The sequence below is a fragment of the uncultured Formosa sp. genome (assembly GCF_947500765.1).
Lineage (GTDB): Bacteria > Bacteroidota > Bacteroidia > Flavobacteriales > Flavobacteriaceae > Formosa.
The window spans coordinates 484,037-502,470 of sequence record NZ_CANMTH010000001.1; the positions used below are offsets into that span (position 1 = coordinate 484,037).

17 protein-coding genes are annotated in these 18,434 nt (G+C 32.6%); 5 read left to right on the forward strand and 12 right to left on the reverse strand.

Features of this window, described 5'->3' with window-relative positions:
- Window positions 1-84: 84 nt before the first annotated feature.
- A complete protein-coding gene (mgrA, locus tag Q1B05_RS02085) occupies window positions 85-1,071 on the forward strand; it encodes an L-glyceraldehyde 3-phosphate reductase (RefSeq protein WP_299777035.1) in 987 nt (328 codons plus the stop codon).
- Between the two features lie 101 nt (window positions 1,072-1,172).
- Here mgrA and Q1B05_RS02090 read toward each other — a convergent pair whose 3' ends face one another.
- Together Q1B05_RS02090 and Q1B05_RS02095 are read right to left on the reverse strand one after the other, a co-directional pair.
- The gene (locus Q1B05_RS02090) at window positions 1,173-1,598 is read right to left on the reverse strand and encodes a hypothetical protein (protein WP_299777037.1); all 426 of its coding nucleotides are present in this window, start codon (window positions 1,596-1,598) and stop codon (window positions 1,173-1,175) included.
- Window positions 1,599-1,713: 115 nt separating this feature from the next.
- Window positions 1,714-2,955 (reverse strand): glycosyltransferase N-terminal domain-containing protein, encoded by a 1,242-nt coding sequence (locus tag Q1B05_RS02095; RefSeq protein WP_299777039.1) that lies wholly within the window; start codon window positions 2,953-2,955, stop codon window positions 1,714-1,716.
- 156 nt (window positions 2,956-3,111) lie between these two features.
- Here Q1B05_RS02095 and Q1B05_RS02100 point away from each other — a divergent pair, with 156 nt between their 5' ends.
- The 3 genes from Q1B05_RS02100 to Q1B05_RS02110 all read left to right on the forward strand — a co-directional run bounded on the left by Q1B05_RS02100 (window position 3,112) and on the right by Q1B05_RS02110 (window position 5,691).
- Window positions 3,112-4,245, forward strand: coding sequence for a DegT/DnrJ/EryC1/StrS aminotransferase family protein (locus Q1B05_RS02100; protein WP_299777041.1), 1,134 nt, complete (start codon window positions 3,112-3,114; stop codon window positions 4,243-4,245).
- Window positions 4,238-5,260, forward strand: coding sequence for a UDP-glucose 4-epimerase GalE (gene galE / locus Q1B05_RS02105; RefSeq protein ID WP_299777043.1), 1,023 nt, complete (start codon window positions 4,238-4,240; stop codon window positions 5,258-5,260). Before Q1B05_RS02100 ends, galE begins: the two co-directional genes overlap by 8 nt.
- 239 nt (window positions 5,261-5,499) lie before the next feature.
- Window positions 5,500-5,691 carry a hypothetical protein gene (locus tag Q1B05_RS02110; RefSeq protein ID WP_299777045.1) on the forward strand — a complete coding sequence of 64 codons (192 nt, stop codon included), beginning with the start codon at window positions 5,500-5,502 and terminating at the stop codon, window positions 5,689-5,691.
- Window positions 5,692-5,731: 40 nt separating this feature from the next.
- Here Q1B05_RS02110 and lspA read toward each other — a convergent pair whose 3' ends face one another.
- The 4 genes from lspA to Q1B05_RS02130 form a co-directional block, all read right to left on the reverse strand.
- Window positions 5,732-6,232 carry a signal peptidase II gene (gene lspA, locus Q1B05_RS02115; RefSeq protein ID WP_299777047.1) on the reverse strand — a complete coding sequence of 167 codons (501 nt, stop codon included), beginning with the start codon at window positions 6,230-6,232 and terminating at the stop codon, window positions 5,732-5,734.
- Window positions 6,232-7,128 carry an ACP S-malonyltransferase gene (gene fabD, locus Q1B05_RS02120; protein ID WP_299777049.1) on the reverse strand — a complete coding sequence of 299 codons (897 nt, stop codon included), beginning with the start codon at window positions 7,126-7,128 and terminating at the stop codon, window positions 6,232-6,234. The genes lspA and fabD overlap by 1 nt, the downstream gene beginning before the upstream one ends.
- Before the next feature lie 221 nt (window positions 7,129-7,349).
- On the reverse strand, window positions 7,350-8,909 hold the full coding sequence (locus tag Q1B05_RS02125; protein ID WP_299777051.1) for an NAD(P)/FAD-dependent oxidoreductase: 1,560 nt from the start codon (window positions 8,907-8,909) through the stop codon (window positions 7,350-7,352).
- An 88-nt stretch (window positions 8,910-8,997) separates the two neighbouring features.
- On the reverse strand, window positions 8,998-9,900 hold the full coding sequence (locus Q1B05_RS02130; RefSeq protein WP_299777053.1) for a dihydrofolate reductase: 903 nt from the start codon (window positions 9,898-9,900) through the stop codon (window positions 8,998-9,000).
- Window positions 9,901-10,147: 247 nt separating this feature from the next.
- On the opposite strand from Q1B05_RS02130, the gene Q1B05_RS02135 reads away from it, so the two are divergent.
- The gene (locus Q1B05_RS02135) at window positions 10,148-10,444 is read left to right on the forward strand and encodes an isoamylase early set domain-containing protein (protein WP_299777055.1); all 297 of its coding nucleotides are present in this window, start codon (window positions 10,148-10,150) and stop codon (window positions 10,442-10,444) included.
- 39 nt (window positions 10,445-10,483) lie between these two features.
- Here the strand turns inward: Q1B05_RS02135 and Q1B05_RS02140 are convergent, their stop codons facing one another.
- The 6 genes from Q1B05_RS02140 to Q1B05_RS02165 all read right to left on the reverse strand — a co-directional run bounded on the left by Q1B05_RS02140 (window position 10,484) and on the right by Q1B05_RS02165 (window position 18,433).
- Entirely contained in the window at window positions 10,484-11,308 is an 825-nt protein-coding gene (locus Q1B05_RS02140; RefSeq protein ID WP_299777057.1) for a thymidylate synthase, read from the reverse strand.
- Window positions 11,309-11,378: 70 nt separating this feature from the next.
- Window positions 11,379-13,091 carry a nucleoside transporter C-terminal domain-containing protein gene (locus Q1B05_RS02145; protein ID WP_299777059.1) on the reverse strand — a complete coding sequence of 571 codons (1,713 nt, stop codon included), beginning with the start codon at window positions 13,089-13,091 and terminating at the stop codon, window positions 11,379-11,381.
- 15 nt (window positions 13,092-13,106) lie between these two features.
- Window positions 13,107-13,721, reverse strand: coding sequence for a bifunctional nuclease domain-containing protein (locus Q1B05_RS02150; protein WP_299777061.1), 615 nt, complete (start codon window positions 13,719-13,721; stop codon window positions 13,107-13,109).
- A gap of 168 nt (window positions 13,722-13,889) precedes the next feature.
- A complete protein-coding gene (locus tag Q1B05_RS02155; protein WP_299777063.1) occupies window positions 13,890-14,852 on the reverse strand; it encodes an electron transfer flavoprotein subunit alpha/FixB family protein in 963 nt (320 codons plus the stop codon).
- 55 nt (window positions 14,853-14,907) lie between these two features.
- Window positions 14,908-15,654: an electron transfer flavoprotein subunit beta/FixA family protein gene (locus Q1B05_RS02160; protein ID WP_299777065.1), complete on the reverse strand. Its 747-nt coding sequence runs from the start codon at window positions 15,652-15,654 to the stop codon at window positions 14,908-14,910.
- 112 nt (window positions 15,655-15,766) lie between these two features.
- Window positions 15,767-18,433: a carboxypeptidase-like regulatory domain-containing protein gene (locus tag Q1B05_RS02165; protein WP_299777067.1), complete on the reverse strand. Its 2,667-nt coding sequence runs from the start codon at window positions 18,431-18,433 to the stop codon at window positions 15,767-15,769.
- Window position 18,434: the final 1 nt, after the last annotated feature.

Below are 18,434 nucleotides of genomic sequence, written 5' to 3' on the forward strand. Positions count from 1 at the left end.
CTTCTGTTTATTCTTTTTAAGATATTAAATTGTGGTCTAATTATTTCATATTTTTGAAGGTATAGTTGAATTAATTACAAGATCATGTATCAAGCAAACGATAATAGATATAATACCATGTCTTACAGAAGATGTGGAAAAAGCGGATTGGTATTGCCTCCTATTTCATTGGGTTTATGGCATAATTTTGGAGATGTAGATGCGCTAGATAATGGAAAACAAATGCTACATACAGCTTTCGATAATGGTATTACGCATTTCGATTTAGCTAATAATTATGGTCCACCTCCAGGAAGTGCGGAATCTAATTTTGGAAAAATTTTAAAAGATAGTTTCTTACCGTATCGCGATGAGCTTATCATTTCTACAAAAGCTGGATATGGTATGTGGCCAGGTCCTTATGGCGATTGGGGATCTAAGAAGTATTTGGTTTCTAGTTTAGATCAAAGTTTAAAGCGTATGGATTTAAATTATGTCGATGTTTTTTACCATCACAGACCAGATCCTAGTACACCCTTAGAAGAAACTATGGCAGCCTTAGATTTAATTGTAAAACAAGGGAAAGCCTTGTATGTAGGATTATCTAATTATAATGCTGAAGATACTTTAAAAGCATCTAAAATTTTAAAAACATTAGGTACACCTTGTTTAATTCATCAGCCAAGATATAGTATGTTCGACCGCTGGGTTGAAGATGGTTTGTTAGATGTTTTAGGAACCGAAGGTATTGGTGGTATCGCTTTTTCTCCTTTAGCTCAAGGGCTTTTAACTAATAAATATATTAAAGGCATACCCGAAAATTCTAGAGCGGCAAAGGAAACTGGATTTCTTCAAAAGGAGACCGTTACTCAGGCAATTATTGAAAAAGTAATTAAGTTAAATGCTGTTGCAGAAAATCGTAATCAAAGTTTAGCACAAATGGCTATAGCTTGGTTGTTAAAAGATGATAGAATTACATCTGTATTGGTAGGCGTTAGTAGTGAAAAACAATTGTTAGATAATATAGGAGCTTTAAACTGTTTAACTTTTGATGCTTCAGAGTTAGAGGTTATAGAATCAATTTTAAAGTAAAAACAAAATCGATAAACGAATATGCGTTTACTGTTTTAAGCAATAAAATCCCTTGTATAGTTTATACAAGGGATTTTATTTATTATACTAATGTGTACTAATTATTTAGTTTTCATAGCGTCATTTGCTGCTTTAGTAGCAGCATCTTTAGTATCGTTTACAGCACCTTCAACAGCATCAGAAGCACTATCTACAGCTTCACCTGCAGCATTTTTAGCGTCAGTCGCAGCACCTTCAACAGCATCTTTAGCATTACTCATGGCTCCTTCAGTAGCTTCAGTAGCACCGTCTACAGCTTCTCCAGTAGCGTCTACAGCATTGTTTACAGCGTCTTTAGTTGTGTCTGCTGCATCATTTACAGCATCTTTTGTTGCATCGGCAGCATTTTCTATTGCATCTCCAGTTGCATCAGCAGCGTTTTCAATAGAATCTCCAGCACTATCAGCTTTTTCTTTTACGTCTCTACAAGATGTGAATGTTGTACCTAAAGCAAAAACAAGAGCTGCACTTAAAATAATTTTTTTCATAATTTTGATTGTTATAGTTATTGTTAATTTTGAAGCAACGAAGTTAATAACTTATCAGAAATCAACATGTTAAAAATGTTAATTTTTTATAAATTTTAGTTAAAAATACGAATTTTTAATCTTTTTTGCTTAAATAGCTTTTAATTATATTTACAGCACCAGTATTTTTAATAATATATGAAGTATTTTTCGATCCTGTTGTTATTCTGTGATTTGTATCATTAATTAATGTGTTAACAGTTTGATTTAATTGTGTTTGATTGCTAATAGAAAACATGCCTTGGTTATTTATCATCGCTTTTGCTTCTAAAAATTTTTCATAATGCTTTCCAATTATAATAGGAACTCCAAACACTGCCGGTTCAAGTGTGTTGTGTAATCCCGTAGTTCCAACAGCTCCGCCTACATATGCAATATCTGCATAGTTGTATATTTTGGTTAAAATACCAATGGTATCAATTATAAATATTTTTGCTTTAGATATGTCTTTGGTGCTTTTTTCTGAAAACAGCACTGTTTCTGCTTTTATATTATTTTTAAGTTGCTGAATTTGATTGGGTTTAATATTGTGTGGTGCAATAATAAATTTTACATCTTTAGGTGCTTCAGTATTAATATATTCTACTAATAATTTTTCATCTTCAGGCCAAGTGCTTCCTGCGACAAAACATAACTTGTTTTGTTTAAAATCAGCAATAAAATCTAAAGTATTATCTATTTTTAATTGATTTGAAACACGGTCGAAACGGGTATCTCCAGAAACACTTACATTTTTATAATTTACAGATTCTAGTAACGCTTTTGAAGTCTTGTTTTGGGTGAAAATATGTTCAAACGCAAACAAAGCATTTGTCATAAAAGTACCATAACTTTTAAAATACACTTGATCTTCTCTAAATAAAGCTGAAATTAAAATGGCTCTTCCTTTTCTGCGTTTTAGTTCATTTAAAATGTTAGGCCAAATGTCATACTTTACAAAAACAGTGAGCTCTGGGTGTACTAAATCGAGAAAGATAGAGGCGTTTTTTTTAGAATCTAAGGGGAGATACACAACACAATCTGCAATCGGTGAATTTTTTCTAATCTCATATCCAGAGGGAGAGAAAAAAGAAAGAACAATTTTATGGTTTGGATGCTGTTTTTTTATTTCAGAAAACACAGGAAGTCCTTGTTCATACTCGCCTAAAGAGGAGCAGTGAAACCAAAGTATGTGATCTGTAGGCGTAATATGTTCTTTTAATTTGCGAAAGGTTTCTCGCCTACCATTTACTCCAGATTTTATCTTTAAATTGAACAAACCAATAGCTTGAAGTAAATAATTCGTTAGGAATATGCCGATATTGTATATAATTCTCAAATTAAAATGCTTTGATGCAAAAATAGGATTTCTTTGGCATAATTTGATTGGTAAACACCCTTGATTTTTGTAATTTCGTTACCTTAATGTCCCAAACGGATTTATTAATTATCATGGTTTATTTACTTTGATGTAAAGAGCCTTAATTTCTTTTTTATGAGAAAAATTCAAATGGTTGACTTAAAGAGTCAATATGCTAGAATAAAGGATGTTGTAGACGAATCTATTCAAGAGGTTTTAGAGACTACAGCATTTGTAAATGGACCAAAGGTTCACGAATTTCAGAAAAATTTAGAACAATATTTAAATGTAAAACATGTAATTCCTTGTGCAAACGGTACAGATGCATTACAGATTGCTATGATGGGTCTAGGTTTAAAACCAGGAGACGAGGTTATTACTACCGATTTTACTTTTGCTGCAACGGTTGAGGTTATTGCATTATTGCAATTAACACCAGTTTTAGTAGATGTAGAGCCAGATACTTTTAATATAGATATTGAAGCTATTAAAAAGGCAATTACTCCAAAAACAAAAGCAATTGTTCCTGTACATTTATTTGGACAATGTGCAAATATGGAAGCAATAATGGAAATTGCAAAAGAGAACAACTTATTCGTAATAGAAGATAGTGCACAAGCTATAGGTGCTAATTACACATATAGTGACGGTACTAAAGTAAAAGCAGGAACTATTGGAGACGTAGCTGCAACATCATTCTTTCCTTCAAAAAATTTAGGTTGTTATGGTGATGGTGGGGCTATTTTTACAAATAACGATGAGTTAGCACATGCCATTCGTGGTATTGTAAATCATGGTATGTACGAACGTTACCACCATGATGTTGTTGGTGTGAATTCGCGTTTAGATGCCATTCAAGCAGCTGTTTTAGGCGCTAAATTACCAAATTTAGATGCTTATAATAAGGCTAGAATTGAAGCTGCAAATAAATATGATGTTGCTTTTAAGGATGAAAAACATATTGTTATACCATTTAGAAGCGGAGCACAAGATAATCATGTATTTCACCAATATACTTTAAGAGTGACCGGAGTAGATCGTGATGCATTAGCTAAATATTTAAACGAAAATGATATTCCTTGTGGTGTATATTACCCAATTCCATTACACAACCAAAAGGCTTATTTAGATGAGCGTTATAATGAAGCTGATTTTAAAGTTACAAATCAGTTGGTAAAAGAAGTTATTTCATTACCTATGCATACCGAATTAGACGACGATCAGATTGAATACATAACAACCAAAGTAAAAGCATTTATCAATGAGTAAAATATTAGTTACTGGAGGACTTGGATTTATAGGGTCTCATACTGTTGTAGAACTTCAAAATGAAGGCTACGACGTGGTAATTATCGATAATCTTTCAAATTCATCTCGCGATGTGTTACAAGGTATTATTGGAATTACAGGAAAAGAACCTGTTTTTGAAGAACTTGATTTAAGAGACAAACAAGGCGTTCAGAACTTTTTTAAAACTCATAGTGATATTAATGGTGTTATTCATTTTGCAGCAAGTAAAGCTGTTGGAGAAAGTGTTGGAAATCCACTTTTATATTATGAAAATAACATTAATACTTTAATTTATGTTCTGCAGGAACTCGATAAATTAAAAGATGCTAATTTTATTTTTAGTTCATCTTGTACTGTTTATGGTCAAGCAGACGAATTACCAATTACCGAGAATGCACCAGTAAAACCAGCAGAGTCTCCTTATGGAAATACAAAGCAAATTGGTGAAGAAATTATAAAAGATAGCTGTAAAGTAATCCCTAATTTAAATGCTATTGCTTTGCGTTATTTCAATCCAATTGGAGCGCATGAGTCTGCACTTATTGGCGAATTACCTATTGGAGTTCCTTTAAACTTAGTGCCATTTATTACACAAACTGCTGCAGGTTTACGCGAACAGTTATCTGTTTTTGGAGACGATTATCCAACTTCAGATGGTACTTGCGTTCGAGATTATATACATGTAGTAGATTTAGCAAAAGCACATGTTATTGCTTTAAAGCGATTATTAGAGGCTAAAAATAAATCTAATTTTGAAGTTTTTAATTTAGGAACAGGAACAGGGAGTTCTGTTTTAGAGGCTATTAAGTCTTTTGAATATGTTTCGGGTGAAAAATTAAATTATAAAATTGCTCCACGTCGAGAAGGCGATGTTGTAGCTGCTTATGCAGATACAGAAAAAGCAAATCAAGAGTTAGGGTGGACATCTGAATTAACTTTAGATGATGCAATGAGATCGGCTTGGAAATGGGAACAAAAAATTAGAAATAAGTAAATTAATTAGTGTTAATTTAACAAGAGCCTTCTTTACAACAATTTGTAAAGAAGGCTTTTTATTCTAATAAGTAAGGTTTTTCTTATGTTTTAGTTCTGTTTTTAATGAGATATATTTAAGTAAAATAGAATAGTGTTGATAAAAATATAATTCTATAGTTAAATGATAGGGTAATCGCTCGTGATTTAGGAATTTAATCTGTGTTACAGTACCTTGCGTTCAGAATGAAATATGATATTATGAAATTGATTACAGTGAAACGGGAAACCAAGAGTGAAGAACGCTTTACCCCTAAGATGGGGGTGTTGCAAACAAAAGTGACATATATTAAAATGCTTTTTTTAAATATGCCTTTTAAAACACTACACAAATACAGAGAAACGTATTACGGAGAAATTAAAGATTGTGAAGATTGTCTCCTAAAAGCCTGATAAAATAAAAAAGCCTCAAGATATATTCTTGAGGCTTTTTTTATGTGTTTTGTTTTGCTTTTTTAGTTGTAATAAAATTGGAATAGAGTAGAAGTCCCATACCTAACATCACCGACATATCTGCGAGATTAAATACTCCAGTTTTAAACACACCTCCTAAATCAATGTGAAAAAAATCTGTTACAGAACCGTACATAATACGATCGTAAACATTGGCAATTCCACCACCTATAATACATGAAAAACCAAAAATTGAATATTTGTCTAATGTTTTATGTGTTAAGATATAGTATGTAACATATCCTAAAACAGCTATAGGTATAATAAGTAAAAATATACTCTTTAATGTTGGGTTTAAATCGCTACCTAAGCTTAAAAAAGCTCCAGAATTTTCTACATTGGTTAAGATAAATTTATCACCAATTAATTCTGTAGTTTCATAAGGGGTTACATAAGCTCTAACCAAAAATTTCGAAATTTGATCGAATGCAATGTTTATGGCTATTAATCCTAAAATGAATTGAGTTCTAGAAAGCTTCATTAATTTACTGAAGTTTCAAAGGTTGCAGATGCAGTTTCAGCAGTTTTGTCAATTTTCTTAACCAATCCTTGTAATACTTTTCCGGGTCCAACTTCTGTAAAATGGTTCGCACCATCAGCAATCATTTGTTGTACAGATTGAGTCCAACGAACAGGAGCTGTTAATTGAGAAATTAAATTTGCTTTTATTTCATTTTCATCTGTTACAGCAGTAGCCGTTACGTTTTGATAAATAGGGCAGTTAGGTTTACTAAATGTTGTGTTTTCTATTGCAGCTGCTAATTCTTCACGTGCAGGTTCCATCATAGGTGAGTGAAAGGCACCTCCAACAGGTAGTATTAATGCACGTCTTGCTCCGGCTTCTTTTAAGGCTTCACAAGCTTTTTCAACAGCAATAGTTTCTCCAGAAATAACTAATTGTCCTGGGCAGTTGTAATTTGCTGCTACAACAACCCCATCTATAGAAGCACATATGTCTTCAACAATTTTGTCTTCTAAACCTAAAACGGCAGCCATAGTACTTGGTGCTAATTCACATGCTTTTTGCATGGCCTGTGCACGTTGAGATACTAATTTTAATCCGTCTTTAAAGGTTAAAGCACCAGCTGCAACTAATGCAGAAAATTCACCTAAAGAATGCCCTGCGACTACATCTGGTTTAAAGCTGTCGCCTAAAACTTTTGCTAGAATTACAGAGTGTAAAAATATAGCTGGTTGTGTGACTTTTGTTTGTTTAAGGTCTTCTGCTGTACCTTCAAACATTACATCTGTGATGTGAAAACCTAAAATAGAATTCGCTTTTTCGAATAATTCTTGGGCTTCTTTAGAGTTTTCGTAAAGGTCAAGTCCCATTCCTGAAAATTGGGCACCTTGACCAGGAAATATATATGCGTTCATAATTTTATTTTTTAAAATGTAAAAATAAGAATAATATTTAGATTTATACTTTCTGTTAACTTCGCTATTATCAATCGTTTTTAATGATTTTAGGGTATTCGATTAATACTTTCATTGTGTATCTTAATGTAACTGTTTTATCTAATCTAGAGATTGAGTAGTGATATCAATATTTAGAATTTATAAATAGATTTTTAGTTGTTCTAATATTCAATACATAATTATAACCCAATAATTGCAGCTTCTGCACAGCGTTCTCCGTCCATAGCTGCAGAAACAATGCCTCCAGCATAACCGCCACCTTCACCACAAGGGAATAAGCCTTCAATTTGTGGATGCTCTAATTTTTCGTTCCTAGGAATACTTACAGGCGATGAGGTTCTGGATTCTACACCAATAATATTAGCTTCAGAAGTATAGTATCCTTTCATTTTTTGTCCGAAAGATTCAAAACCTTTTCGTAAACTTTTTCCTATTAATTTAGGTAATAATGAATGTAAAGGGACACTTTTTATACCTGGTTGATAAGAGGTTGGATTTAAATCTGGAGATAATCTACCTTCAACAAAATCGGTTAAACGTTGTGCGGGTGCTACCTGACTTCGTCCGCCAGATGTAAAAGCTAGTTTTTCTAAGTCTTTTTGATATTCTAAAGCTTTAAGTGCTCCAAATTGTTCGTATTTATATAAATCTGTGTCAGCATTAATTTCAACAACAATACCTGAATTAGCAAATTCATTATTTCGTTTTGAAGGCGACATGCCGTTAACCACAACTTCTCCGTTTGCGGTTGCAGCTGGCACTATAAATCCGCCAGGACACATACAGAAAGAGTATACGCCACGACCATTTACTTGTTGCACCAAACTATAGGCTGCCGCAGGTAATAATTCGCTGCGTTCTCCGTTACAATGGTATTGTATCGAATCGATAATGTGTTGTGGATGCTCTACTCGAACACCCATAGCAAAAGATTTCGCTTCTATTGCGACTTTCTTTTTATTTAATAAATAGAAAATATCTCGAGCAGAATGTCCTGTAGCAAGAATAACACGATTTGCAGTTAATTCTTCACCGTTTAATAGTTGGATGGCTTGAATTTTATTATTTGTAATCGTAAAATCGGTAACACGTGTTTCAAAATGGACTTCACCACCATACTTTAAAATGGTTTCACGAATATTTGTAACCACTTTAGGAAGTTTATTTGTTCCAATATGTGGATGAGCATCGACTAAAATCTGATCGGTAGCACCATGATATACTAGATTTTCGAATATACGACGAACATCTCCACGTTTTAAGCTTCGGGTATATAGTTTTCCATCGGAATAGGTTCCGGCTCCACCTTCTCCAAAACAGTAATTAGAATCTTCATTTACAAAGTGATCTTGATTAATTGCTCGTAAATCTCGTCGTCTATCTTGAACGTTTTTACCGCGTTCTAAAACAATAGGTTTAAATCCTAACTCTATACAGCGTAAAGCCGCATACATTCCTGCTGGTCCAAATCCAATAATGTGTACGGGTTTTGCTTTAGATACGTCTTTATAATCGAATGTATATGATGAGGTTTCAGGAAGAGGCTCGTTAATATAAACGGCCACTTTATAATTGAAAATTATAGCAGGTTTTCTAGCATCTATAGATTTTCTAAGCACTTTAATTCCTGTTATCTTTTCCTTTGGAATATCTAACGTTTTAGCAGATTTCCACAAGAGAGCATCTTGAAATTTAGATTCCTCTATAAGGGAAACGCGAAGCTGGATTTCTTTTATCATGCTGCAAATTTACAGAATTTTGTAAATAACCAGCTTGTAAAGCTTAAATATGATTTTTTTGGATGTGAATCTTATAAATTTCAGATTATTATATGCGTTCGTAGGTTAAAAATGAAAAAGCATGATCGTTTTCTTCATCTTTTGGATGATATATATTCTGAGTTTCTCTCCACTCGCTCAGATCTAATTCTGGGAAATGCGTATCGGCAACAAAAGAATTGTGTACACGTGTTAATTCAATCTTGTCTGCAAATGGAAGCGCTTGCTTGTAAATTTCTCCACCACCAATTACATACGGGTGTTTGTCGTTTAAAGCAGCATCTAAAGCATCTTCTATATTATGTACCACAATAACGCCATGAGGGGCTTTATATTTTTGCTGAGTTGTAATTACAATATGCGTACGATTAGGCAAGGGTTTAGGAAAACTTTCAAATGTTTTACGTCCCATAATAATACAATGTCCAGATGTTAACGTCTTAAAACGTTGCAAATCGTCGCGTAAATGCCAAATTAATTTATTGTCTTTACCAATAGCATTATTTTCTGAAGCCGCAACAATAAGGGTTAGATTTTGTTTTTTACTCAGTTTTTTTTTTTCGAGTACAGGGATTGCTTTCGTTTCTTCTTGCGGTAATTTTGTTTTTAGTTTTTCGATACCCTCTTTCTGTTTTGCTACTAATTTATCCAGCTGATTTTGTTTCCAAGAAGGTCCCATAAATCGATTAATAACAAAGACATTGAAAGCGTGATAGGTTAAAATTAAGAACCAAAAGCCTATAATAAATATAAACCAATCTTTGCCTAAGATTTTATATGATTCACCTATATGGAGTCCTAGATTTGCAACAATTAGTGCTACAGATCCAATTAAAAATAATATGAAGTGTGTATATAAGCTTTTCTTTTGCTTAATACGTTTTTGAGCATTTTTAATAAGCTCTAATTGTTCTTTATCTATTTGAGGTATCTTTTTTTTGTTACCAAACATGAGTTAAAAGTATTTAGTGAAGTAAAAGTAGTATTTCTACTCCGATTTTTGAAACTTTTGTAAAAATGATATTAAAATAGGGTAAAAAGATTAATAATAATTTGATAAACTAACAATATAATTTAGAACATTATGTTTAATTTAATTCTTTTTTAAGAAAAACATAATTCTTTGTTAGCTAGAGTATTATTCGTTTGATAGTGGTTAATAGTTTCTTACTTTTATATTAATTAAAAAAACAAAATTTATGGCAATTTCAAAACAATATTTAAAAAGTAAGCCTGTTTGTAAAGTGACTTTTACAGTACCTGCTGAGGACGCAGAGAAAGTATCGGTGGTTGGATGTTTTAATGATTGGGATGTTAAGGCTGCACCTTTGAAAAAGTTAAAAAACGGAACGTTTAAAGGTGTTGTTAGTCTGGATGTCGATGCGTCTTATGAGTTTAGATACTTAGTTGATGGCGTGTTTCAAAATGAAGCAGAGGCAGACGATCAAGTTTGGAATGAATTTGCAGATGCAGAAAATAGTGTGCTAAAATTATAATATAAAAAAGGCATTTCTGAATTTTGAAATGCCTTTAATTTATATTGCTACAGCTCCTTTTATATGTGGATGCGGTTCGTAATCGACTAAACTAAAATCTTCGAATTTAAAATCGAAGATACTTTTCACTTCAGGATTAATAATCATTTTTGGTAGTGGTTTTGGGTCTCTACTTAATTGTAATTGGACTTGCTCAAAATGGTTACTATAAATGTGAGCGTCTCCAAATGTGTGGATAAATTCGCCTGCTTCGTAACCACAAACTTGAGCCATCATCATGGTAAATAATGCATAAGATGCGATATTGAAAGGAACTCCTAAAAAGATATCTGCACTTCTTTGATATAACTGACAAGATAATTTTCCGTTAGATACATAAAATTGAAAAAAGGCATGGCATGGCGGAAGTGCCGCTTTTCCATCAGCTACATTCTCACTAAACGATTTAGAATTATCAGGTAAAACGGAAGGGTTCCAGGCAGAAACAAGCATGCGTCTGCTATTGGGGTTTGTCTTTAAAGTTTCAACAATTTCTTTAATTTGGTCAATTTCATCACCATTCCAATTACGCCATTGGTGCCCGTATACAGGACCTAAATCGCCATTTTCATCAGCCCATTCGTTCCAAATCTTTACACCGTTTTCTGTTAGGTATTTAATATTTGTATCTCCATTTAAGAACCATAACAATTCGTAAATAATAGATTTTAAATGCAATTTTTTAGTGGTAACCATTGGGAATCCTTCACTTAAGTCGAAACGCATTTGATAACCAAATACACTTGTGGTTCCCGTTCCTGTACGATCACCTTTTTCGTTTCCCGTTTCTAAAACGTGTTTAACGAGGTCTAAATATTGTTTCATAATCTAATCTAGTAAGTTGCAAAAGTATAAAATACAAGCTATAAAAGGGTAAGTATTGTATGTGTAAATATTATCCAATAATCATTCCTGCAATTGTAGCCGATAAAAGAGATGCTATAGTACCACCTATAAGTGCTCGAATACCAAATTCTGAAAGTGTTTTTCTTTTTCCAGGAGCTAAAGAACCTATACCTCCAATTTGTATTCCAATAGATGCGAAGTTCGCGAAACCACACAACATGTAAGTCGCCATGATTATAGATTTTTCAAATTGAAAATGGATAGGATTCGCTACGTTTTTAAGTTCGGCTAATTGCATGTAGCCTATAAATTCACTTGCGGCTAATTTAATTCCTAGTAATTGCCCCATAAGTGCCATATCTTCTTTAGCAACTCCGATTACCCACATTAGAGGTGAAAATAAATATCCTAGAATAAATTCTAAAGAGAACATTTTATAAGGAGTGTTTGCTGCAATCCAAGAATTAAAATCACCAATCATTCCTATTTTACCAAAACCATAATTAATCATCGCTATAAAAGCGACGAATACCAATAGCATGGCTCCAACATTTGCTGCTAATTTTAATCCTTCAGTCGTTCCGTTAGCAATAGCATCCAGTATGTTAGATCCGATGTTTTCTTGTGAAACCTTTAATTCTGAATTAATTTTTTCTTGCTGAGGATATAACATTTTAGAAATAACAATTGCTCCAGGAGCGGCCATTACAGAAGCCGTTAATAAATGTTTAGCGTAAAATATTTTCAACTCTTGGTCTTCACCTCCTAAAAACCCGATGTAAGCAGCAAGGACACCACCTGCTACAGTAGCCATTCCTCCAACCATGACCAGTAGAATTTCAGATCTTGTCATGCGTTCTAAATATGCTTTAATCATTAAAGGAGCTTCTGTTTGTCCCAAGAAAATATTCCCTGCAACACTTAAGCTTTCTGCACCGGAAATGCCAAGTAATTTTGTTAATACCCAAGCCATTCCTTTTACTATGACTTGAATAACACCTAAGTAAAATAACACAGATGTTAATGCAGAAAAGAATATAATTGTTGGCAGAATTTGGAATATAAAAATAAAACCAAAGCTACTCACATCCATCATACTTCCTAATAGGAACTGGCTACCTGCTTGAGTAAATTCTAATGTTTTTACAAATATTTTACCAACAAATTCAAATGCGTATTGCACAAATTCAATCTTTATAACACCAATAGCTAGTATGGCTTGTGCACTTAACCCAGCCCCAATAGTTTTCCAGTTAATAGCTTTTCTGTTGCTACTTAGTAAATAACAAATAAGTAATAAAATAAACATTCCTAGTAGTCCACGAAGTAAACTATTAGTTGTAAATCCTTGACTTGGAATTATAGTATCTTGTTTTGCGATAGCAATAGCGCTAGTTGAAACAGCAGACGATTTAAATTTATAAATGTTCTGTTTTTCCGAAAACACTAGAGTTGTATCTGTTAATTCTGAAATTTTATAGTGTTGAATATCATCTGTTGGTGTGTCATAATAAAAGACCAATAGATTATTTTGGAGCATATAATCCCCAGAGGAATCTAGTGCATTTTCACCTTTAGAAGTGATTTTGAATTCTCCTTTTTCGAATTTAAGTGTTTCAAAAGTCGTCTTTGCTGTTTCGGTGGAGTCTTCAGTTTTGGGCTGAAGTTTTTCTAACTGCCATAGTTTTTCTATGCTTTGTGCGTGTGCGCTGTTAAAAAATCCGAAAGAAATAAGAGCAAGGGCGAATAAAAGGTGTTTCATACTTTTAATAGGGCTTTATCGTTTCGAGATTTCATCTCGAATTTTGGCAGCTTTTTCGTAGTCTTCGTTCATTACTGCATCAGCTAGTAATTGATTTAATTCGTCTAGAGTTTTACCTTTATAACCTTCCTCTTTAGCGGGGGTTTCAAGATCTTCTGAAACTAAATCGTCTGTAAGAAAGTCAGATTGAGAGCCATCATTTTCTTTGTCAGGATTTATTTTTAAATAAATACCTGCTTTGTCTAATATGTTTTTATAAGTAAAAATAGGAGCCTGAAAGCGTAACGCTAAAGCAATAGCATCGCTTGTTCTTGCATCTATAATCTCTTCAATTTTATCGCGCTCGCAAATTAAGCTAGAATAAAACACGCCATCTACCAATTTATGAATAATGACTTGCTTAACTGTGATGTCAAATCTATCAGAAAAATTCTTAAATAAGTCGTGAGTTAATGGGCGTGGAGGCCTAATCTCTTTTTCAAGAGCTATGGCAATAGATTGTGCCTCGAATGCACCAATAACGATAGGTAATTTACGATCACCATCTACCTCATTGAGTATTAAAGCGTAAGCGCCATTTTGCGTTTGGCTGTAGGAAATTCCCTTTATATTAAGTCTAACTAAACTCATAATTTAAAAACACAAAAGACTGTTTAAATTAGGACTTTACCAAACCTATTCTACATTTTTTGTGTAAAACAATATGTGGAAATGGGCGAACTCCTTTAAATTTTAATAAAAATTTGAAGGGTAGGAGTCTTTTAAACAGTCTTTTTATTGATATAATTTTAAAAAAAATTAAGCATTTTGAGCTTTAAAAGCTTTTAATTTTTCGATTAGTGCAGGGACAACTTCAAAAGCATCTCCTATTACGCCATAATCTGCAGCTTTAAAGAATGGTGCCTCTGGATCTGTATTGATTACTAATTTAACTTTAGAAGCATTAATACCTGCTAAATGTTGAATTGCTCCTGAAATACCTATTGCAATATATAAGTTTGCGGCTACAGGTTTTCCTGTTTGTCCTACGTGTTCTCCGTGTGGTCTCCAACCTAAGTCTGAAACAGGTTTAGAACATGCTGTTGCTGCACCTAAAACATCTGCTAATTCTTCAATCATTCCCCAGTTTTCAGGTCCTTTTAAACCACGACCACCAGAGACTACAATGTCTGCATCTGCTATAGTTACTTTGTCTGTAACTTTATCTACAGATTCGACATGCACGCCGTTATCTGGTATTGATGGTGAATAATGAGTTACTTCAGCTTCTGTGATATGTTCTTTTATTCCGAAAGAATTATTAGATAATCCAACTAATTTAGTTGACGTACTTATACTTGTTTCGTTGAAAGCTTTGTTTGTAAACGCTGTACGTTTTACAGTAAAAGGCGATAAATTTGTTGGAAGCGCAACAACATTAGATGCGTAACCTGCTTTTAATTCGATAGCTAATAATGGTGCTAAATATTTACTATCTGCGCTAGAACTAACCACGACGACTTTAGAGCCTTCTTCTGCTGCTGCCTGATTTATAACATGAGCATAAGATTTTGCATTAAACGTATCTAGTTTGGAGTCTTTAATGTTTAAAACTTTAGTAACGCCGTAGGTTCCCAATAAAGAAGGATCTTCTGCATTAATTGAAACAGCTGTAACAGATGTTCCTAATTGATCGGCTATAGCTCTGGCGTAAGACGCTACTTCGAAAGCTACTTTTTTAAATTTTCCTTGTTCTGATTCTGTATATACTAAAACTGACATAGTGTTTTTAAGTTTTTAATTTCAATACAAACTAATTCTTGATATTGAAATGTGATTAAATGACTTTAGCTTCTGTATGAAGTAAATTAACTAACTCGTCTAAATTGTCTGGAGATACAAGTGTTACAGCTCCTTTAGGCGTTGGTTTTTCAAATTTTACAGAAACGGTTTCTGTAGAAGCTTCAATGGGCTCTACTATAGTTAATGGTTTTTTACGAGCCATCATAATACCTCGCATATTTGGAATACGTAAATCGCTTTCTTCAACTAAGCCTTTTTGTGCGCCTATAACTAAAGGTAAAGTTGTATTAACGGTTTCTTTTCCGCCGTCAATTTCACGAACAGCTTTTACATTTGTGCCATCAATATCTAAGCTAATACATGTATTTATAAAGTTTGCATTGGTTAATCCTGCAAGCATGCCTGGTACCATACCGCCGTTATAATCTATAGATTCACGACCAGCAATTACTAAATCGTAAGCGCCGTCTTTTACTACTTTAGCTAATTGTTCTGCCACAGCAAAACCGTCTAAAGCAGGGGTATTAACACGTATAGCGCCATCTGCACCAAGTGCAAGCGCTTTACGTAATGTTGGTTCGGTTTCAGGGCCACCAACATTTACAACATCTACTGTAGCACCTTGTTTTTCCTTAAACCACATGGCACGTGTTAAGCCATATTCGTCGTTAGGGTTTATTATAAATTGCACACCATTGGTGTCAAATTTGGTATCGCCTTCTGAAAAATTTATTTTTGAAGTCGTATCTGGAACGTGACTAATACACACTAAAATTTTCATAATATTTGTTTGTTATAATAAGTATAGTTTTATCTGGATACGAAGTTATTGAATTTTATTTAAATTTTACTATGCGTGCATAGTAAATAATCAAAAAAAGAGTTAAAAATTGCTAAATCCTGAATTTACTTCCAACAAGTATGTAACCGGAAAGGATTGAACTTGTGCGTTCTTCGTAATAACTAGGCGAACTATTATTCTCTAAAATAGTGTTGTTGTCTAGGTTAAGAATATTATTCCCCGTTATATAAAACTCCCACTTAGATTCCGCTTTTTTATATCTTAATCTTGGACTTAAATTATAAATATTCCGTTTTAAGTCGTTATTATTATAAGAGGTAATGTTAGACTCTAAATACCAAAACAAATGTGCCGAAATTTTTCCGTTAAGATTTATTGAAGGTTGTGAAATTTGAAGCGAACTCGTATTGTCTTGGTCGTTATACGTGGTTTTTGAAAATTTATAGCCCAGATCGAAATTAATTAAGGCATTTTTAAAATTACTTTTTAATTTAACAATGCTGGAGATGTTCTCGTTTTTATATTGGAAAGATGTACTCTCTTGGAAGTAATCTGTGTTCGTATTACTGTAAGACAAACTGCCAGAAAACGCAAGAGGCAACGTGTTTAAAGATTTTTCTAAAAACACAAATGTGCTAAACATATTATCTTTGTTAATAATCTTGTTTTTAGATACAGAGACGTTTTCTGTATTTATTATATTATTCCCGATAGACTTGTTTTTTATAGTGTAAGACGCATTAAAAATATAAGAGAGCTTAGCTTTTGGTTTAAATATAAAATGGCTTGCACTTATTTGATGAAAAGGAAGTAACGCGTTTGGTAAAACATCTTCGTTTATTATTAAAGTTCTATAATCTTTAATAATAAATGCATCGTTTAAAAAATGTATAGTTGGTGTTTTATTAGAATATGTATACGTTAAATCTGCAATATTGTTAGCGCTAAATTGAGCTTTTATAGCGGAATTTAAACCTAGAAAATTTTCGTGACTAACATTTGAATTATACGTATTCGCTAAATAATTATAATTAATTCCTATGGTGTATTTTAATGTTTTTGAAATTTTAAAATCAAAATCGATACCATTTTTTGTTGCGAGTTGGTTTAATGATAACTTGTTGTAAAAAGCATCAAGGTTGTTTGTGTTAGAGTATAATTTACTGTTTGTAAGTGTCGATTGGTTATATAATTCTATTGAAGCTTTTGCGTAGTTTAAAGTGTAGCTCAGGTTAAAATTTGTTTCGTTTAACGAGGTATTTAATTTTTGTTTCGCGGTGTAAAAATCAGTATCAAAATTAAGATCAAGAAATGTATCTGTAGCATTTATATCTTTTTTTGAATTGGTCTCTAAATATTTAAAAGATAAACCTGTGCTAAAAAGATTGGAGCTTATTGTTTTATTGAAACTAAGATTAGATTGAAAACTTGTTTTTTTAGGTTTTGTAAATTCGTTAACGTTATTGAGTTCTGAATTTGTGGTGTTCTCTATGCGTTTTTCTTGGTCTGTATTATCTATGTTTAATGCGTTTAAAAAGGTGAATACACTTGTTGTAGAAGGTTTGTAAATAGATTTAAGTTGTAACGTACCAAAAAAGTTCTTCTCAAGAATGTTGTAGTTTTCTAATATGTCTTGTTCTATTTGTGTGTCGTTAAACACTAATTTTCTATTGTATGTTTCTTCTTGTTTTACATGATTTATAATACCGTAAACATCTATTTTGGTTTTTTCTGAAGGATTTATAATGCTGCTTAATGCAATAAAATTATTTGTTTTAGAAGCGACGTTGGTACTAGAATTTAGAAACCGTGGCAAATCTTCTAATTTAGAAAAGACTACTTTGCTATTTCCTTTAGAGTTACTTATTGCATCTGTGTCTGTAAGCGTGTAATAATCTTGAATTGTCATTGTGGTTTCTCCTAAATTATTGGAGTTAGGCAGTAATGAGAATTTTACCTTTTTGCCAAAGTTAAAAAGAGCGCCTTTAATTTTATATTTATCTTCAATACCAACATGTGTTTCTACATGTCCTGTAAATTTGTTTTTAAACTCATCTTTTATATTAATATTTAACGCTGTTAATCCTGTTTTACTATTGGGAGTAATCGATTCAAAATCTTTGTAATTTCTAATTAATTCGGCATTCTTAACCATCTCAGAACTTATGTTTTCTGTGGCTAATTGATGCTGACTTTTGTATAGGTTTTCACCATCTATTAACAATCTGTCAATTTCTTTACCATTGGCTGTAATTTTACCGCTTTCGTTAATGCCAAGTCCTGGTAATTTTGTTATAATATCTTTTAAGCTTTCTTCTGTGCCGTTTAAAAACTTATCAATTTTATATTGGGTAACATCTCCTTTTTGTACAATACCATTGTTTTCGGCTTTCAGAATAATTTCTTCTAATTCGGTATTATTTTCAGCTAAAACAATGGTGTCTAGTTGTAAATTAGAGGTTGTAATACTTATATTTTGGTTAATTGTTTTGTAACCCAAATAACTTATTTTTAAAATATAAGAACCAGGCTTAGATAAAAGTTCGAACTCTCCAGTAATATTAGATGTTGTATACGTAGAAATAAGACCAGTTTCTGCTTTTTTTAAAATAATATTTGCACCAGAAATAACGTCCTGCTTACTGTCTTTAATAAGACCAATAATTTTAGTTTGACAAAAGATAAAGTTTGGCAGAAATAAAAAAAAACAGAACAACTGCTTTTTTAATACGGTATTATGTAATATTTTTTTTAGCATT

What these genes read in the sequence shown, in the direction of transcription:
- lspA (WP_299777047.1), bottom strand. Translation starts at nt 6,232, where the DNA reads ATGAAGCTTTCTAGAACTCAATTCATTTTAGGATTAATAGCCATAAAC.
- Q1B05_RS02110 (WP_299777045.1), top strand. Translation starts at nt 5,500, where the DNA reads ATGAAATTGATTACAGTGAAACGGGAAACCAAGAGTGAAGAACGCTTT.
- Q1B05_RS02125 (WP_299777051.1), bottom strand. Translation starts at nt 8,909, where the DNA reads ATGATAAAAGAAATCCAGCTTCGCGTTTCCCTTATAGAGGAATCTAAA.
- galE (WP_299777043.1), top strand. Translation starts at nt 4,238, where the DNA reads ATGAGTAAAATATTAGTTACTGGAGGACTTGGATTTATAGGGTCTCAT.
- fabD (WP_299777049.1), bottom strand. Translation starts at nt 7,128, where the DNA reads ATGAACGCATATATATTTCCTGGTCAAGGTGCCCAATTTTCAGGAATG.
- Q1B05_RS02100 (WP_299777041.1), top strand. Translation starts at nt 3,112, where the DNA reads ATGAGAAAAATTCAAATGGTTGACTTAAAGAGTCAATATGCTAGAATA.
- Q1B05_RS02140 (WP_299777057.1), bottom strand. Translation starts at nt 11,308, where the DNA reads ATGAAACAATATTTAGACCTCGTTAAACACGTTTTAGAAACGGGAAAC.
- mgrA (WP_299777035.1), top strand. Translation starts at nt 85, where the DNA reads ATGTATCAAGCAAACGATAATAGATATAATACCATGTCTTACAGAAGA.
- Q1B05_RS02145 (WP_299777059.1), bottom strand. Translation starts at nt 13,091, where the DNA reads ATGAAACACCTTTTATTCGCCCTTGCTCTTATTTCTTTCGGATTTTTT.
- Q1B05_RS02165 (WP_299777067.1), bottom strand. Translation starts at nt 18,433, where the DNA reads ATGCTAAAAAAAATATTACATAATACCGTATTAAAAAAGCAGTTGTTC.
- Q1B05_RS02130 (WP_299777053.1), bottom strand. Translation starts at nt 9,900, where the DNA reads ATGTTTGGTAACAAAAAAAAGATACCTCAAATAGATAAAGAACAATTA.
- Q1B05_RS02150 (WP_299777061.1), bottom strand. Translation starts at nt 13,721, where the DNA reads ATGAGTTTAGTTAGACTTAATATAAAGGGAATTTCCTACAGCCAAACG.
- Q1B05_RS02135 (WP_299777055.1), top strand. Translation starts at nt 10,148, where the DNA reads ATGGCAATTTCAAAACAATATTTAAAAAGTAAGCCTGTTTGTAAAGTG.
- Q1B05_RS02160 (WP_299777065.1), bottom strand. Translation starts at nt 15,654, where the DNA reads ATGAAAATTTTAGTGTGTATTAGTCACGTTCCAGATACGACTTCAAAA.
- Q1B05_RS02155 (WP_299777063.1), bottom strand. Translation starts at nt 14,852, where the DNA reads ATGTCAGTTTTAGTATATACAGAATCAGAACAAGGAAAATTTAAAAAA.
- Q1B05_RS02090 (WP_299777037.1), bottom strand. Translation starts at nt 1,598, where the DNA reads ATGAAAAAAATTATTTTAAGTGCAGCTCTTGTTTTTGCTTTAGGTACA.